20 protein-coding genes are annotated in these 15438 nt (G+C 47.4%); 11 read left to right on the plus strand and 9 right to left on the minus strand.

All coding sequences use genetic code 11. The features are described from left to right. Positions 1-212 precede the first annotated feature (212 nt). Together M3202_RS19520 and M3202_RS19525 are read left to right on the plus strand one after the other, a co-directional pair. The gene (locus M3202_RS19520; RefSeq protein WP_251224907.1) at positions 213-665 is read left to right on the plus strand and encodes a LytTR family DNA-binding domain-containing protein; all 453 of its coding nucleotides are present in this window, start codon (positions 213-215) and stop codon (positions 663-665) included. A gap of 13 nt (positions 666-678) precedes the next feature. Then, positions 679-1206 (plus strand): hypothetical protein, encoded by a 528-nt coding sequence (locus tag M3202_RS19525; protein WP_251224908.1) that lies wholly within the window; start codon positions 679-681, stop codon positions 1204-1206. Between the two features lie 87 nt (positions 1207-1293). Here M3202_RS19525 and M3202_RS19530 read toward each other — a convergent pair whose 3' ends face one another. Then, complete coding sequence (locus M3202_RS19530) at positions 1294-1965, minus strand: PspA/IM30 family protein (RefSeq protein WP_251224909.1); 672 nt, start codon at positions 1963-1965, stop codon at positions 1294-1296. Positions 1966-2188: 223 nt separating this feature from the next. On the opposite strand from M3202_RS19530, the gene M3202_RS19535 reads away from it, so the two are divergent. Genes M3202_RS19535 through M3202_RS19545 form a run of 3 tightly spaced genes read left to right on the plus strand, consistent with a single transcriptional unit; the run spans position 2189 to position 5813 of the window. After that, on the plus strand, positions 2189-3151 hold the full coding sequence (locus M3202_RS19535; protein WP_251224910.1) for an AAA family ATPase: 963 nt from the start codon (positions 2189-2191) through the stop codon (positions 3149-3151). Then, entirely contained in the window at positions 3148-4434 is a 1287-nt protein-coding gene (locus M3202_RS19540; protein WP_251224911.1) for a DUF58 domain-containing protein, read from the plus strand. The genes M3202_RS19535 and M3202_RS19540 overlap by 4 nt, the downstream gene beginning before the upstream one ends. Before the next feature lie 2 nt (positions 4435-4436). Next, the gene (locus M3202_RS19545) at positions 4437-5813 is read left to right on the plus strand and encodes a hypothetical protein (RefSeq protein WP_251224912.1); all 1377 of its coding nucleotides are present in this window, start codon (positions 4437-4439) and stop codon (positions 5811-5813) included. Positions 5814-5877: 64 nt separating this feature from the next. Here the strand turns inward: M3202_RS19545 and M3202_RS19550 are convergent, their stop codons facing one another. From M3202_RS19550 to M3202_RS19555, 3 genes are all read right to left on the minus strand, one after another. Next, positions 5878-6234, minus strand: a complete 357-nt coding sequence (locus tag M3202_RS19550; protein ID WP_251224913.1) for a hypothetical protein — start codon at positions 6232-6234, stop codon at positions 5878-5880. Positions 6235-6256: 22 nt separating this feature from the next. Next, complete coding sequence (locus tag M3202_RS22465) at positions 6257-6388, minus strand: hypothetical protein (protein ID WP_285890624.1); 132 nt, start codon at positions 6386-6388, stop codon at positions 6257-6259. An 85-nt stretch (positions 6389-6473) separates the two neighbouring features. Then, positions 6474-6752 (minus strand): hypothetical protein, encoded by a 279-nt coding sequence (locus M3202_RS19555; RefSeq protein WP_251224914.1) that lies wholly within the window; start codon positions 6750-6752, stop codon positions 6474-6476. 134 nt (positions 6753-6886) lie between these two features. On the opposite strand from M3202_RS19555, the gene M3202_RS19560 reads away from it, so the two are divergent. The 3 genes from M3202_RS19560 to M3202_RS19570 all read left to right on the plus strand — a co-directional run bounded on the left by M3202_RS19560 (position 6887) and on the right by M3202_RS19570 (position 8807). Next, the gene (locus M3202_RS19560; protein ID WP_251224915.1) at positions 6887-7714 is read left to right on the plus strand and encodes a DUF2268 domain-containing putative Zn-dependent protease; all 828 of its coding nucleotides are present in this window, start codon (positions 6887-6889) and stop codon (positions 7712-7714) included. 24 nt (positions 7715-7738) lie between these two features. Beyond that, positions 7739-7963: a YuzI family membrane protein gene (locus tag M3202_RS19565; protein WP_251224916.1), complete on the plus strand. Its 225-nt coding sequence runs from the start codon at positions 7739-7741 to the stop codon at positions 7961-7963. Between the two features lie 97 nt (positions 7964-8060). Then, positions 8061-8807 carry a YjbA family protein gene (locus M3202_RS19570; protein WP_251224917.1) on the plus strand — a complete coding sequence of 249 codons (747 nt, stop codon included), beginning with the start codon at positions 8061-8063 and terminating at the stop codon, positions 8805-8807. A gap of 302 nt (positions 8808-9109) precedes the next feature. Here the strand turns inward: M3202_RS19570 and M3202_RS19575 are convergent, their stop codons facing one another. Next, positions 9110-9268: a hypothetical protein gene (locus M3202_RS19575; protein WP_251224918.1), complete on the minus strand. Its 159-nt coding sequence runs from the start codon at positions 9266-9268 to the stop codon at positions 9110-9112. A 107-nt stretch (positions 9269-9375) separates the two neighbouring features. Next, positions 9376-10362, minus strand: coding sequence for a tryptophan--tRNA ligase (gene trpS / locus M3202_RS19580; RefSeq protein ID WP_251224919.1), 987 nt, complete (start codon positions 10360-10362; stop codon positions 9376-9378). Between the two features lie 163 nt (positions 10363-10525). On the opposite strand from trpS, the gene M3202_RS19585 reads away from it, so the two are divergent. After that, a complete protein-coding gene (locus tag M3202_RS19585; protein ID WP_251224920.1) occupies positions 10526-11683 on the plus strand; it encodes an MGDG synthase family glycosyltransferase in 1158 nt (385 codons plus the stop codon). Here M3202_RS19585 and M3202_RS19590 read toward each other — a convergent pair. After that, a complete protein-coding gene (locus M3202_RS19590; RefSeq protein ID WP_251224921.1) occupies positions 11616-11798 on the minus strand; it encodes a hypothetical protein in 183 nt (60 codons plus the stop codon). The genes M3202_RS19585 and M3202_RS19590 overlap by 68 nt on opposite strands. 85 nt (positions 11799-11883) lie before the next feature. On the opposite strand from M3202_RS19590, the gene M3202_RS19595 reads away from it, so the two are divergent. Continuing rightward, on the plus strand, positions 11884-12447 hold the full coding sequence (locus tag M3202_RS19595; protein ID WP_251224922.1) for a TlpA disulfide reductase family protein: 564 nt from the start codon (positions 11884-11886) through the stop codon (positions 12445-12447). Positions 12448-12537: 90 nt separating this feature from the next. On the opposite strand, the gene M3202_RS19600 is transcribed toward M3202_RS19595, so the two are convergent. After that, positions 12538-13533 (minus strand): sodium:calcium antiporter, encoded by a 996-nt coding sequence (locus tag M3202_RS19600; protein ID WP_251224923.1) that lies wholly within the window; start codon positions 13531-13533, stop codon positions 12538-12540. Between the two features lie 356 nt (positions 13534-13889). Then, positions 13890-14399 (minus strand): HD domain-containing protein, encoded by a 510-nt coding sequence (locus tag M3202_RS19605; protein WP_251224924.1) that lies wholly within the window; start codon positions 14397-14399, stop codon positions 13890-13892. Positions 14400-14626: 227 nt separating this feature from the next. On the opposite strand from M3202_RS19605, the gene trhA reads away from it, so the two are divergent. After that, positions 14627-15271, plus strand: a complete 645-nt coding sequence (gene trhA / locus M3202_RS19610; RefSeq protein ID WP_251224925.1) for a PAQR family membrane homeostasis protein TrhA — start codon at positions 14627-14629, stop codon at positions 15269-15271. The last annotated feature ends 167 nt before the right edge of the window (positions 15272-15438 follow it).

Here is a 15438-nt window from a genome sequence, read left to right on the forward strand (position 1 = left end):
CATCTGTCTCCGCTTGAAACAAAGTCAAGATATAATACGAAAATCGAACTTTCTAATATTTGGAAGTTCGATTTTTTATTTACTACCACCAAGATGTGCAATCTATGTGGCTATATCGGTAAAGTATTCCTCTTATATTGAAAGACGAAATTTCGATTGCTAAACTACTTTTTGAAACAGGGCTATTACGAGGAACGAAAGGAGGCTGCCAGTTGAAAATCAAACTTGACATTAGTAAGGAACGTTATGATGAAATCAAATACGCACTCGAGGAGCGAGGAATTGAAATAGATGATACGGCCGACCTGGTATTAAGTGAGGCTAACAGCTTCATTGATAATCTGACTGTGAGAGAAAAAGGAACAAATTCGCGGATCATTTTACCGGTAGAGGATATTGTTTGTATTGAATCGTTCGGTCATGCAGTTGAGGTACAAACGCAAGAAGCACTATATCAAGCTACCGACCGGTTATACCGAATTGTCAGCTTGCTTGATCCGACAAAATTTTTGCGGATTAGTAACTCTGTTGTCATTGCAAGAAATAAGGTTAAACGCATTACCCCAACTCTTTCGTCGAAGTTTATCCTTACAATGACGAATGGTAAACAGGTTGATGTAACAAGAAGCTATTATTACATATTTAAAGAGAATTTCGGAATATAGAGGAGGCAATGACATGGGTTTTCCTATTTATTTTCTCGCGCTGGTTGCAATCCTAATGATAGTAGCCGCTACCGTTGCTGTCTATTTTCAAGTCTATAAACGGCATATTAATAAGGCTTTAGCAGCGACCGAGGGCAAGCGTACTTCAATGGTTCCTCCAAATAAAGTCGCAATTGGTATGACGATCATCGTTTTACTTATTGGTATCTTGATTAGCTATTTTGCGGGATATGTGAATGCCTATAAAGATTACGAAGAAGACGTGTGGGTGCTGGCACATTCTGATATCCAGACATTCTATGCAGAGGTAAAAGAAGTTGGCGAGAAATCTTTAATGGTTGATGGGATATCCCTCAATGATGAGAAATATCGGGGTGAATTTCACTATGATATATGGGAAGAAGTGAGTATCTATCGGCAGGATAATGCTATCCCGCTTTCTGATTTATCAGAAGGTGATTTGGTTTCCATCACACTATTAACCGACCGCACAGGCATTACAAATATCTTTAAAATTGAGCAATTAGCTGACAAGGAGTAGTCTTGTGTTCCGACGCCACAAGCTCGTGCGATTTCATTCATTGGCTGGGAAAAGGGAAAAACAACCTTGTTCCCAGCCCCTTCTTCGTTAGTTTTTATTATTTAATTTCGCTTTCAGCGCGGCGAGTTCATCATCAACAGAGCTCTTTGTATCGAGAGCCGCCAGTTCATCATCCAGCGTTTTGTTGGCGCTGCGCAATTCTTCGGACGCTTCAACTTCGGCTTCATGGCGGATCACTTTTTCTTCCATCCGGTCAAAACCGCTCTTCGCCCCAGTGCCGATGCCGGACATCGTCCGGTTGACTTTGGCGCGCGCTTTGGCGCTTTCGGAACGCGCCTTCAACGAATCTTTCTTCATGTTCATTTCGCGGAGCTCATCTTTCATTTCGCGGAGTTTGTCTTTCAGCTCTTCCGATAGTTTCGCAGCTTCATCGACTGCCTGCTTGAGCGAATCGGCGTGGGATTTCTGTTTATTCTTATCCTCCAGCACTCTTCTTGCCAGGCTTTCATCACCGGACTCAAGTGCTGTAACGGCCTGTTCCTCACGCTTGGCGACGAGTTCTGCCGCTTCGGTATATTGTTTGCTGAGCAGCTTTTCATTAGCGATTTGTTTGGCGACGGCGGCTTCAACCTCGGCAATGTCTTTTTCCATATCGAGGATAAACTGGTCAAGCATTTTTCCTGGATCCTCAGCTTTATTGAGCAAAGCGTTCAGTTCAGAGGATACAACCGTCCGAACCCGGTTAAAAAAGCGAAACATGGGCAACCCCTCCATATAATAAGTGTGAAGCAACGATACGGTAAAAACAACGTTGTATTCTTTTATTATATACGAGAAAAGAAGCGTCTGGTTTCACAATAAGGCAAAAGGAAGAAACAATTTACATAGAGGAGAGCAAAAGTCAGAAATTTCGATAAAAAGTGACTCGCGTGTTGTCGAAATGATACAATAAATAGAATGAAGAGATGAGGAGGAAAAACAGATGGGAGAGCGTGATTTTTCAGAGCAGAGGCTGGAACTGCTCTGGCAGGAAGTCGCAAAGGTCGTCATTGGCCGGAGCAGGGAGTGTCGGCTTATGCTGACAGCTCTGCTGACGGAAGGACATGTGTTAATTGAAGATATGCCGGGAACCGGAAAGACGACGATGGTCAAGGCGTTTGCGAAAGGGCTTGATTGTCAGTTTACCCGTATCCAATGTACCCCGGATCTGTTGCCGTCGGATATTGTCGGAGGGTCGATTTTTAATCCGAAGACAAATGAATTTTATTTGCGCAAAGGTCCGGTTTTTACCAATATTCTGCTCGTTGACGAGATTAACCGCTCATTACCGCGGACGCAGTCCAGCTTGCTGGAAAGCATGGAGGAAAAGCAAGTAACGATAGAAGGGGTAACCCATCCTCTCCCGGCTCCGTTTATCGTATTGGCGACGCAAAATCCGGTTGATATGGAGGGGACGTTCCCATTACCTGAGGCGCAGCTTGACCGTTTTTTAATGAAGCTGACGTTAGGCTATCCGTCAGCGGAGGAAGAAGAGCAAATGCTGGCACAGGTCGGAGATGAAGTTCCGTTTGCCGAGATCAACAGCGTTTTCAGCCCGGAGGAGATTGCTGGCTTGCAGCTTGCTTGCCGCCAGGTCGAGGTGCATGAAGCGATACGCGAATATATTACGGCTCTTGCTCAAAAAACCCGGCAGCATCCGCTCGTATCAGTCGGCGTCAGCCCGCGGGCGAGTAAAGCGCTATATAAAGCAGCGAAGACTTGGGCTTTTCTTCACGGACGCCGCTATGTCACGCTTGATGATGTGAAAGCTTTGATCGTGCCAGTCTGGAATCATCGTCTCATTCTGACAACCGAAGCCCGCATGAACGACCGTAAGCAGGATGACATTTTGGAGGAATTATTGAAAGAGGTTGCTATTCCTGAGGAACAGGTGATCCGGACATGAGCCAGGCCGAGCGTACGGAAACGACTCCTCCCACCGAAGAAGAGGAGTTTTCCGTAAAGGAAACGAGCGTGCTGTTTGAAGCGAAAGCGAGCTGGGTGCTGCTGGCTTTGCTGGCGCTGGCGATTTGGTTCCGCTTTTTGCCATTGATCGCTGTCTCTACTTTTTTGCTGCTGCTTTCCTTCTGTATGATCTGGTGGAAGAAGAAAGCGCTGACAGGACTGGAGCCACAGCTGACATTCTCGACGTCGCGCGTCTTTGCCGAAGAGGAATTTCATATTGACGCATCGCTCACAAACAATAAATGGTTGCCATTAGTATGGCTTGAATGCGAACTGGCTGGCAGCAGGCTTGTCAGCTGGGGGAAACAGCAACGTACATATGTCGTGCGCTTTTTGTGGCTGTTATGGTATCAGCGGATTGAGTGGACGATTGAAGGGAAGGCGCAGCGGCGCGGTGTGTATGAATGTCAGGACGTCACGCTCAGATCGGGAGACGGATTTCGCTTTTCAGAACAGGAGAAGCCGTTTCCAGTCGGGCAGGTGCTGTTTATTTATCCAGCTTTGCGTTCTGTTCGGCCACCTGCCTTTCGCCCATCCTTGCAATGGGGGATGAATGGGAAGCAGGGCGGCTTTCTGGAAGATCCGCTGCTGATCGCCGGGATTCGGGACTATGAGCCGGGCGACGAATGGCGGAAGTTTAACTGGAAGGCAAGCGCCCGTACAGGGAAGCTGCAGTCCAATATTTATCAGCCTGTTGTGACGGAGCAGCTGATGATCGCCATTGATGTACAAGCTTTTCTAGTACAGCCCGAGGCGTATGAGGATCCGAGTGAGCAAAAGAAATATGAGCTGCAAAAGCAAGAAGCATTTGAGAACTATTTGTCGATTATCGCCTCGTTCGCCGCGGTTTATGAAAAGCAGGGGATCATGATCGGATTTATCACAAATGCGCTTGATTACAAAGGACAGCCGCTCGCTTCTCTACAGCCAAACGCTCAATTGACAAGCTTCCTCGATCAACTGGCAAAAATGGAAGCGCGCATCCAAATGAGAAAGAAAGACTTTTTGCAGAAGCTGCGCTATGAATTGCCCCGTTCGGTGCCGCTATTTCTTTTTTGCGGAACGGTGACGAAGGAGCATTATCAATGGTACGAACAGGAAAAGAACCGGCTGGCGGATGTGCAGTTCTTTTATAGCAAAGAGAGCGAATATTCACAAAGGCTCACCCGGCTTGCTAAGCCGTTTGATGAGTATGTGCAGCAGCCGGCGAGGAAAGGAGGATAGCGATGCAGCTGTTTACATCCATCGGAAAATCATTGATCGTGCTGCTTAGTGAGGCGGTATGGATTTATTACTTGATCGTCCTGTTCACGAGTATCGAGTGGGGAAGTGTCGCTTCCTTCCAGGTCTCCTGGTGGCTCGGCGCGGCAATCCTCGGCTACGCTATGACAAAAGGGCTTGCCGGCAGAGTTCATTACATCGCTGTGATCGCGATTCAGCTGCCGCTTTTGCTTTTCATTCTTTGGCAAAACTGGCTGGCGGCCGTGCCGCAAGGTGGTTGGGTTCTTGGGATTTCGCTGAGCCTCGCCCTTCTTTTTCTCTATGTTCGCAGTGGCAGCTTCGTCTTTTTTGAACCGAAGCGGGCCCATATGCTCCGGCGCTTTGAAGGGAATATTATCTTTTATGTGATGTTTGCCTGGATTTTCACCTATAACGGGTGGGCGACCGAAACGTTTCATCTTCTGTTTCTCGCCAGCATTTTTCTCAGCTTGCTCGGAATGGTGACAACATTACAAAGCGATACGCAGTCGGCCGGACAGGAGGTAGAGGTGAGGACGGTTGGCCAGTCCCGCTGGTTTCATGGGGTGCTTTCGTTATTTGTGCTTTCCATCACCCTGCTATGCTTTGTGTTATTTTTGCCGATCATTCGCAACGGACTTTATGCGCTTGCTCTCACGGGCTGGGGCTGGCTGACGGCGGCTGGTGCTCTGGCGCTTAAATGGCTCCACTGGCTGCTCAGTTTGCTGCCAGGCGAAACGGGCGGCGAGATGCTGCTGGCGGAGAACAATGAGATGCCACTGCTTCCTGAAGAAGCGATGGAGGAAGCGCCGTTCAACATTCCGATCCACTGGATTGTCATTGGCCTCGGCAGCGTGGTCGCGATCCTCGCTCTCATCGTTGTCGCCAGATTTTTGAAAGGCTGGCAGCCGCCAAAAGGGATCAAGCCACGCAAGCTGCGCGTTACCCGCATTTCCTTATGGAGCAGGCTGCTCAGCTCCTTACAGGCGTTAGGGCGCAGGCTAAAACGGAGATGGCGCGCCGGTATCCGGCGTTATTATCTTCATTCGGTTTATTGGACATATGCCAAAGTCCATAAGTGGGGGAGAAAAAACGGCTTGAAACGTCAAAAGGTGGAGACGGCGAAGGACTATATTGACAGAATCATCTCCAGACTGACGGAAGACCAAAAAGGGGAAAGTGACGCTGAAAGACGTGAGCAGGCGGAGCTGCAAAGTATGCTGAGACAGCTCTATCAGGAATATGACGCCGTCTATTACGGGGGAGAGAAAATCGGAACCGAAACGGATTACGCGCCGTTACTGAACATGCTTGGCGCTAGATCGCTTAAAAAAAGGCGCACGGCAGGAAATAGTGGCGCTTAAGAAAAATAATGAACAACCATCATCAGCCAGGTTTGCCCGTAGATCATCGAAGCAAACCTGGCTGTTATTTTCGAGGCGGATTATTTAATAAAGAGGATAAAAAGTCGCCGACAGGAACATCACGGACTTGATCAATAAGCTTATCGAGCTCGGATCTTTTTCGCAATGAGCCTTCAAGCAGGACTTGAACGGTTTGATCTCTGTCAACAAGAATGGACTGCACGTGAAGAGCATCGGTTAACAAGGCGATAATCACAGCGATTTCATTTGGAGTAAGCCGTGATGCCAGGTTCTTTGCTTTAGCTTGCTGTTGTTTTTTTTGATTGAATTGATTCGGCGGGGGCCCTTGCTGATTTTGCTGCTGCCCCTGACCGTAAAGATACGGATTGCGATAAGGAGGTGGTGAGCCATTTGGAAACATATAAAACCCCTCCTTATGTTAGTTAAGAATTAAAGACGATTAAAGGACTGGCAGGGACGTCACTCGGTTCGCCATTTCCTAAGTCAAGCAGGAAGCTGATAACGATAAAAATTGTCATGACAAACAAAAGACCGCGTTGGAATTTGTCGTCCATGTTTTCACCCACTCTGCGCACGATTTTCCTACATCTTATTCGTCACAGCTTGACTTTGTTCAAGATGCAAGCCCCCGCTTCTTTCTTATTCACTTTCAATATGCTTGACAAACTGGTGGAAATGGCTGAGAGCCATCATCAAAATTTCGCTATCTGTCGTTTGCGCCGCGCTCATGCCCACTTTTCGAAAATAGGTTTGAATCTCTGCAAGCTGTTCGAGCTGTTCTCTATACAATGAGCATTCGATATACCTCGTTTCAATCCCGAGATGGGCCGCTAAATCGTTTGTTTTCCGGCACGTTTCGTTAAGCTCGTCCGTAAAGCGGTAATAGGTGGCGAGCTGTTGTTCTCTTCCCGTAGCCATCGAGATCCCCTCCTCCTCTTCTTATTTTTACATAATCGCCAAAAGGTGAAAACCATGAATTGATGATGAACCTGGACAGATGAAGGTTCATATTATCATTTTTTCTCATATAGTAATTTAGAGGAGGGAAAAGCATGGGTGTGGTGCGAACGGATAGATGGCTGCGGATGTATGCTGAGCAGTGGAAGAAGGCGGATAGCGTAACAGAAAAGGTCGATGTCGCCCGGAAAACGCTAATCAAGCCGCTTTGTGATGTCTTTCAGACAAAGGATGTTCATGCGCTGCAGGATCATTTGCTGCAAGCCGGCCTGCTTCAGCCGGATCAGCCTCTTTCTTCCCAATGGCTGGAGCGTGAGGAGCCATGGCGGATTGTCGCGGAGCAATACCGAGCGTTGCAGCGAAAGTGGACGGGACCCGAGGTGAAAATTTATTTGCTGCCGATTGAGGAGCGCAATCGTTTTTTGCAGGACCAGCTCGGGGGAAAAATGGGGCTGACATTACCAGAAGCGGTTATTCTCTTTATTCATCCGGCGATTGAAGAAGAAGAGCTGCGGGTTTTGCTGACTCATGAATATCATCATTGCTGCCGGCTGAGTCATACAAAAGTGACGGAACAGGAGATTACATTATTAGAGTCGATCGTCATGGAAGGGCTGGCCGAACATGCAGTGAAAGAAGAGTTCGGTTCGGGGCGCACGGCAGTATGGACAAGATATTACGACCGGTCATGGAGCATGGAATGGTTCGAGAAATGGCTGAAGCCACATCTTGATTTGCCAAACAGAAAGCTTCATTACCGTTATTTATATGGTGACAAGCGAAGCGGTATTCCACTTTGGCTTGGTTATTATTTTGGCTTCCGGCTTGTTGCGACGGCGTGGGATGAAGAAGCGACCACGAGCAAGCTGTTACCTTGTCCAGCGGAGGAACTGCTGGCAAAATCGGAGTTTCATGAACGATAAAGAAGAGCAGGGGAGGTGATTAAGTTGATTCGGCTATTTTTTGTGCTTACCGGTATTTTGCTGGCGGTTGGCGGCGGTGTCAGCATACTTGCGTATTTAAATTTGTTGACGACAGGCTATCATTTTACGATGTATCTCGCTTTTCTTGTCAATCGAATTGAACTTTATCTCTTTTTGGCCGGAGTCGCTTTAACGATAGGTGCCCTCATGTTCCCCTCTTCCCGTAAACGTCGTCGCCCTCCGAAATAAATTATTCTCAGGAATTAGCAGCTTGTGGAATAAACTGGTTCCAGTCTGCCTATACTGTGGATACCAAATTGATTCAGAAGTAAGGGGGGGCTTTAGTATGGTCCATATTCGAGACGTATGGGTCAACTGGTTCGAAGGCGAAGAAAATGGCTACAACGTTTGTGAGTTTCATGAATGGCGCAGTGAAGACAAGATCGAGGTACTGGATCAGGCGAAGCTTGTTTTCGTAAGTGCCCGCCTATTTGATTATCTTGAAAATTATTTAGATGAACTGCCTGATGAATTGCTGGCAGAGGTTTACCAGCAAAGCTATTTACGAAAAAACATGTCACGGCTGCAGCTTGATTATTGCTTTGTGGCGACAGACGGCGAGAAAGTGATCGCGGTCGATACGATGGGATATAAAACACCGATTCGCAAAAGCCGCCTGACTCCGCGGCAGGAACAAACGGTGTATGAGCTATTGCAGCAGCATGAAATGAAAGAGTTTGATATTGAGCATGAAATCGGGAAAAAGGAATACCATATGCTTTCTCCGGATCCCGCCGAGCTGAAAGGATTGACCCGCAAGGAACGTCAATTAAAGCAGCTGCTCTATATGGCGCTCGATCAGCTTTATACGACGGGGACTGATGCCGAGGTGCGCTATTGGTATACGGAATGGAACCCGCGTGATTATATGCGGATTCAGATGCTTGAAAGAGAAGAAGCGTGGCAGCAGCTTTATGATGAGATTCGCCCGGGGTGGACAAGCAAGCATCATCAACTATGTGAAGCGATGGTCCGCGGACAGGCATTTTTCGAGAAGCTCTGGGAGCTTGAGCATGGGGAAAGCGTAAAATAATGCAGATTGTGAGCAAGCGTTGACATTTTTACGACCTCCATTTACAATTCCACACCACTCTCCTATAATGGGAAGGAAGAACATCTGTACATAGGAGGGATAGAAATGAACACGGATACTTTTGCTCATACAGTCATGCAAATCCTTACAGTCGTTTTACTCGTTGGAACGTTAGGACTTTCCTTTTTTGTCGGGAAAATCTGGAAAAAGAATAACGGGTATTAAAGAGGGAGCTTGAGACAAAACTAGCTTTGAACCTACTGGCAATGGCTTCACACGCCACAAGCCCGTGGCGGTTCCGCTCATTGCTTAGAGGCTGGAAAAAGGTAAAAACAACCTTTTTCCAGCCTCTTTTTTGTTTCGTAATCAGGTTTCGGCTCTTTGACCTCGCTACCGTGATGGGGGCACGCTTTCCGCAGGCGGGCGTTGAACGAACCGGCAACGTCGGTGTATTTCAACATGCCCGTCCTCCTGGAAGATGTCCGCTTTTTGCTTCTCCACAAATAAAGACTGGGGCTACCCAATGTAAAGTGCCATCTTCAGAAAATCATGCGAACAATCGTTTTTCTCATCTTTTCCGGCCTAGGCCGATTGCTTTTTCTGCTTTTTTAATCATCCGGTTCGCTTTTTCGTTGGCTTTTTCTGCCCCGTGGTCTAAGATCGTATCGAGCTCTTCCGATTGAATCAATTCGTAATAACGCTGCTGGATCGGCCGCAGCGCTTCGACAACGACTTCAGTCAAATCCGTTTTAAAGTCTCCATACCCTTTATCGCGATAACGCTCGACAATCTCCTCAACGGTAAGTCCTGAGCAAAGGGAATAAATTGAAATCAGATTCGTGACGGCCGGTTTGTTTTCTTTGTCAACGTAGATGCCGCCTTCCGTATCGGTGACGGCGCTTTTGATTTTCTTCGTGATCGTCGCTTCGTCATCGAGCATGGAGATAAAGCTCTTCGGATTCGGGCTTGATTTGCTCATTTTCTTTTCCGGTTCTGTCAGCGACATAATCCGGGCGCCGACTTTTGGAATTTTCACTTCAGGAACCGTAAAGATATCATTATATTTCTTATTGAAACGCTCGGCCAGGTCGCGCGTCAGCTCCAGATGCTGCTTTTGATCCTCACCAACTGGGACAATATCTGTGTCATAAAGCAGAATATCGGCGGCCATCAATGGCGGATAGGTCAGGAGCGCGGCAGAAACGGCTTCCTTGCCGGCTGATTTATCTTTAAATTGCGTCATTCGTTCAAGCTCACCTATGTAGGAGACACATTGCATGATCCAGCCGAGCTGGGCATGGGCAGGTACTTCCGACTGAATAAAGAGCGTTGATTTGTCGGGGTCAATTCCTGCTGCCAGGTAAAGCGCGGCTAAACTGCGAATGTTTTCGCGCAGCTTCAAGCGATCCTGCGGTACTGTAATCGCGTGCTGGTCGACAATACAAAAGTAACAGTGATAGTCATCCTGCATCTCGACAAAATGCTTCATTGCGCCAAGATAATTCCCAAGCGTTAATGTACCACTCGGTTGAATTCCAGAGAAAACGGTTTTCATTCTTGTTCATCCTTTCACCATTGCATGATTTCTACTTTATCATATAATGTCTGTCCTTTCACCAATCCTTTACGGAAACATAACAAAAGGACGGTTGAATAATTACGCATTTCTTTTCCATACTTTATAAGTAAGGCGCATATTACAGAAAGAGGTGCTATCGATGTCAGGAGCTCCAGTTGTGTTTACCGCTTCGATTGGGAAAGGGCATGATCAGGCGGCGCTTGCATTGCGGAAGGAACTTGAAGCACGGGGCTTTCCGCGTGTAAGGGTGATTGATACGCTGCATTGGCTTCATCCATTACTCCACCACAGTGTCCGTATGTCTTATACGTGGCTGCTGCGCTATCGTCCGGAAGTATGGGGGAAGCTTTTTTCGGAAAATTTTCAGTCGCCCAAATGGCTTGTTTCCTATGAGAAAATGATCCGTCTTTTTACAAAACAGGTCGAGCGTTTCATCGCCAGGGAAAATCCTTCCTTTATTATATCGACACATCCGCTGGCAACGCTGCTGCTGGCATTGGCGAAGGAAAAGCAGGATTGCAGCATTCCCTTATACAGTGTGGTGACTGATTTTCAACTGCACCGCGCCTATCTACATAAACAGGTGAACCGTTATTTCACGATCGATGAACAGGCTCCGCGATTTGCGATTCAGAACGGTCTGTCGCCCGCGTTGTTTCAAGTTAGTGGAATTCCATTTCCGACAGAGCCGCCGACTGCGATGGAGGCAGCTCTGTTTCGGGAAAAGCAGAATGTTCCTCCTGATCGCGCGACGGTTCTCGTGGCGGGAGGGGGCTTCGGCATTTCTAGCTACGAAACCATTCTGGAAGAACTGGAATGTATCGATAAGCAGCTGACCATATTGTGTATGACTGGCCGCAACGAGCAGGCGGCGCGGAAAATCAACCCCGCTGCCTCTAAACATGAGGTACGCATTATTCCGTATACGGCTCATTTTGTTTCGTATATGGCAATCAGTGACGTTATGATCACGAAAGCAGGCGGGCTGACACTCAGCGAGGCGCTTGCTTGTGAAACTCCACTTGTTCTTTACGAGCCGATTCCGGGGCATGAAGAGCAGAATGCGAATATTGTGGTTGAGTGGGGGTTGGCGCTTAGAGCGTTTACGCGCCGCCAGATCTCTGAACAGACTGCCCTTATTTTAACCAATCAGCGGGTGAAAGAGAGAATGATCCAATCGGCACAGAAACGGAAAAAGCCGTACGCTGCTAAGGAAATTGTTAATGCGATTACGCTTGGTCAGCATCACGCTGCTGACGTCGTTCACGCAGGCGCATTATCCAAAGGATCAGGTTGAGGCCGACTAATGGAAAGAAGATCAAATCATTGCGGTTATCCTGCTGATAGGAAATGACGACGAAAATAACGAGGGCGATAACGGCAACGGCTTGAGCCAGCTGTAGTTTGGTCATTGATTTTTCTCCTCCTTTTGCATGATTATGACATGATGGACATAGGTTACATTATAGCAATTTTTACTGGGAAGAGGCGAATGGGATGAACAATAAAAAACGGCAAACCTTTTATCGGAGCATTCTAATTCTCATACTGTGCGGAGTCGGCTTTATGTATAGTCAATCAACAACGGTCTTTCAGCAGGTGGAGGAAGCAGTGGCCGCCCAGGTGACAACAGGGGCGCAAATTGGACAAGAAGCGCTTTCCTTTGAATTGCCGACTTTAACAGGGAAGCAGGTCGCGCTCGCCGATTATCGCGGACAGCCGGTCGTGCTCAACTTCTTTGCGACATGGTGTCATCCATGCCAGGAAGAAATGCCGATTATCGTTGAGATGGAAAAAAGGCTGAAGGAAAAGAATGTCGCTTTTTTGGCGGTCAACATGACAAGTCAGGAAACGGACAAGTCACAAATCAAACCATTTCTCCAGCATTTCCGCGCCTATTTTGATCCGCTGCTTGACGAAGAAGGAGACGTGCTGAAAGCTTATCAAATCATCGGCATCCCGACGACGATTGTCATTGATGAGCATGGCATCATCACCCAACGGATTAACGGCGGGATGACCTATGAGATGATGGAAGATCTGATTTTGCTGCGCGAGTAAAGAGAGGGCTGGGAAAAAAGGTTGTTTTACCCTTTTCCCAGCCCTAAACAATGAGTGGAACCGTCATGAGTTTTGCTTAAAGCTCTCGTCCTATTGAATAAAAATCAGATAGGAGGAGACGAAGTAGAGAACAATTAAGATTAAGGAAGGGAGAGCGTAGCGGAAGGCTGACTCTCTTGGCTTACGAACGAGTGAATATAGAACGACAATGGAAAGGATTCCGACTGCTGCTGCGGTAATCTGATGGACATCGGAAGCGGCGCTAATAATCGTCCCTTTCCGGTAAAACACATCTGAAGCACCAAGGATCAAGATATTAAACAAATTGCTTCCTAAAATCGAACCAATCGCCAGGTTATGGTTGCGCAATTGCAGCGCGACAAGAACGGACACGGCTTCGGGAAGGGAAGTCGTTGCGGCAATTAGGAAGCTGCCGACAAAGCTTGCTCCGAGACCGGTAATGACAGCAATCTGATCCCCGCTGATAGTAAGAAGGGTGCCGGCACCCATGATGACAAGTGCGGCGATAATAAAGCCGATGATCGCCCGCTTTAAAGGAATGGCCGACAGATTGTAGGGCGATTCCTTTTCCTCCTCGATTTGCTGGGGCGCGGCCTGCTGCTTTTTCGATAAATAAGAGATCAGCCAGAGACCTGCTCCGTAAATCATCATTAGCACCCATGTATCAAGCCCGATGCCGAGAAAGTCATAGGGCAGGCGAAGCGTCAATGCCAAAAGGGCCGCAATCGCCAACAAAAGGCCTAAACTTGCCGTATAAAAATGAGACCGGTCCGCGGAAGCGAAGATTTGCTGTTTGCGGTAATATAAATCAAAGCTGGCTAAAATTAATAAATTAAACATATTGCTTCCAAAAACATTTCCGACAGCAATATCGGGACTGTCGAGAATAATCGCCGATACGCTCGTTGTTACTTCAGGAAGAGAGGTGGCGCCAGCGAGAAGAATCGTGCCGACAAGCATCCCGCCGAGGGACGTCTTTTCCCCGATTGTATCGGCGTAAGTAGAAAGTTTCACAGCAGCGATCACCGTCACAACCGCCGCTAAAATAAACCAGACAAAAACCATTGAAGCTGCCTCCTTTTTCTTTAAACACCACAAAAAAAGACCCTTTTATGAGAGTCTGCCCGTAAATCGCTGCTCTCATAAAAAGGTCTTGCGTACTTTATGAACATGAAAAGATCATGCCAGAAAGCTCAATGAACCGAGTGGAATTCCACTGTCATGACGACTCATTGACCAGTTGGTCGCTACTCCCCTTTTCGGGTATCCAGTTGTGTTGGACTAAATGTAGCATGAAGCTCTAGTATTCGTCAATAGAAAACCGCAATTGTCATTTGGCAGGAAGCAGATAAGCGTGGGGGAATCCTTTCAAGTTCAGCTGCATTCGGGGGAGAGCGGCGGCTTTTTCCGTTCCACGCCGCTTATATGTCACCTTCTACTTTTTTATCTAGTTCGCCGAGAAGGTGGCGGGCCCGTTCGTCTGAAATCGTGCGGTAATGATGCTCTCCTCCCGGCTCCTCGTCCGCTTCGTCGGCAAGTGCGACTACATATTGAAGCGGCTTCAGCTCAAGCTCTCCCTCAGGCAAGTAGGAATCGGTATGAAGCAGAATTGCCAGGGCAATTTCTTTTGCAATGCGCGGATGTTCTCCGAGGCGGATCAGCAGTTTATGCGCCCGTTCCGCCCCTTTGATCGCATGAATATCATATTCCTTATATAATTGATAATCCCATTGGCCGTCCCGATACCATGTGTAGTGGCCGATATCATGAAGAAAGGCCGCTTTTGTTGCCATATCGGGATCAACATGGTGCACTTTCGCCAAGCGAAAAGCATGGTAAGCACAAGCAACAGCATGAGCCATGCCGGAACGTTTTACAAATTTTTGCGTAATCGGATGGTCAAATAATTGGACAAGAGTAACATATCTCACCGTGCCTTCCTCCTTCTGTATAAGGTCAGTAAAGATGAAAAATTCCCGGCTGATTCGAGACAGGCGCCGGGGCTTCACGCATTTTAAGTAAAGCTGTTGCGCGGTTTTACTTATTATATTAACGCATGTCAGTCAATGCAACCATCATGCAGAAAATCATGTAAAAACCGCGATTGATCTCCATTTATTTGGTATACTATAAAAAGGAAGAGGAAAAGAGGGAAAAGATGGCGACTACTCATACGTTTTCAAAAGAAGAAGAACTGGCAAATGCCATTACCCACGGAATTGGTGTCCTGTTAAGCATAGCAGCTCTTGTGCTGCTGATTGTGTTTTCGTCTGTTCACGGCACGGCGCTTCATATTATCAGCTTTACGATTTACGGAGTTACGATGCTGATGCTATATTTTTCTTCAACGATGCTGCACAGCTTGCCTGCCGGCAGATTGAAGAACATGTTTGAAATTTTTGATCATGCTTCGATTTATTTGTTTATTGCTGGGAGCTACACACCTCTGCTTTTTATCGTCGTTCAAGGTACGCTTGGCTGGACGTTGTTCGGGATTGTATGGGGGCTGGCGACGGCGGGGATTGTGTTTAAAATCTTCTTTGTCAAGCGCTTCCTGTTTCTGTCGACGTTGTTTTATATCGGAATGGGCTGGCTCGCGATATTTGCGATTAATCCTCTGATTGAGAACATGCCTTTTGCGGGAGTTGTTTTGCTTGTAGCTGGAGGACTTTGTTATACATTTGGCACGATCTTTTATGTGTGGCGCGGATTCAGGTTTCACCATGCTGTATGGCATACATTTGTATTGGCCGGCAGTGTTTTGCATTTCTTTATGATCTTGCTCTATGTACTGCCGATTTGATCTGAGAAGACAGCGAGCTGGTGAGAGACCGCACGCTGTCTTTTTGGTGTGCCCGGCATGTGCATGGGCTATAGGGTTCAAGTCCCGAGCAGTGAAGGTCACTGTAACTGTTAGCCAACGACAAGGGTGTCTAGGGTGACCTAGAATCTGAAGGAAGTCCGAGGCAA

The sequence above is a fragment of the Halalkalibacter oceani genome (assembly GCF_023715605.1).
In the GTDB taxonomy this organism is placed as follows: Bacteria; Bacillota; Bacilli; order Bacillales; family Bacillaceae_D; genus Halalkalibacter; species Halalkalibacter oceani.

Bases quoted from the DNA above. Each gene is read 5' to 3' on its own strand.
- M3202_RS19525 (WP_251224908.1), top strand. From the start codon at position 679: ATGGGTTTTCCTATTTATTTTCTCGCGCTGGTTGCAATCCTAATGATA.
- M3202_RS19530 (WP_251224909.1), bottom strand. From the start codon at position 1,965: ATGTTTCGCTTTTTTAACCGGGTTCGGACGGTTGTATCCTCTGAACTG.
- M3202_RS19535 (WP_251224910.1), top strand. From the start codon at position 2,189: ATGGGAGAGCGTGATTTTTCAGAGCAGAGGCTGGAACTGCTCTGGCAG.
- M3202_RS19540 (WP_251224911.1), top strand. From the start codon at position 3,148: ATGAGCCAGGCCGAGCGTACGGAAACGACTCCTCCCACCGAAGAAGAG.
- M3202_RS19545 (WP_251224912.1), top strand. From the start codon at position 4,437: ATGCAGCTGTTTACATCCATCGGAAAATCATTGATCGTGCTGCTTAGT.
- M3202_RS19550 (WP_251224913.1), bottom strand. From the start codon at position 6,234: ATGTTTCCAAATGGCTCACCACCTCCTTATCGCAATCCGTATCTTTAC.
- M3202_RS22465 (WP_285890624.1), bottom strand. From the start codon at position 6,388: ATGGACGACAAATTCCAACGCGGTCTTTTGTTTGTCATGACAATTTTT.
- M3202_RS19555 (WP_251224914.1), bottom strand. From the start codon at position 6,752: ATGGCTACGGGAAGAGAACAACAGCTCGCCACCTATTACCGCTTTACG.
- M3202_RS19560 (WP_251224915.1), top strand. From the start codon at position 6,887: ATGGGTGTGGTGCGAACGGATAGATGGCTGCGGATGTATGCTGAGCAG.
- M3202_RS19570 (WP_251224917.1), top strand. From the start codon at position 8,061: ATGGTCCATATTCGAGACGTATGGGTCAACTGGTTCGAAGGCGAAGAA.
- M3202_RS19575 (WP_251224918.1), bottom strand. From the start codon at position 9,268: ATGTTGAAATACACCGACGTTGCCGGTTCGTTCAACGCCCGCCTGCGG.
- trpS (WP_251224919.1), bottom strand. From the start codon at position 10,362: ATGAAAACCGTTTTCTCTGGAATTCAACCGAGTGGTACATTAACGCTT.
- M3202_RS19585 (WP_251224920.1), top strand. From the start codon at position 10,526: ATGTCAGGAGCTCCAGTTGTGTTTACCGCTTCGATTGGGAAAGGGCAT.
- M3202_RS19590 (WP_251224921.1), bottom strand. From the start codon at position 11,798: ATGACCAAACTACAGCTGGCTCAAGCCGTTGCCGTTATCGCCCTCGTT.
- M3202_RS19595 (WP_251224922.1), top strand. From the start codon at position 11,884: ATGAACAATAAAAAACGGCAAACCTTTTATCGGAGCATTCTAATTCTC.
- M3202_RS19600 (WP_251224923.1), bottom strand. From the start codon at position 13,533: ATGGTTTTTGTCTGGTTTATTTTAGCGGCGGTTGTGACGGTGATCGCT.
- trhA (WP_251224925.1), top strand. From the start codon at position 14,627: ATGGCGACTACTCATACGTTTTCAAAAGAAGAAGAACTGGCAAATGCC.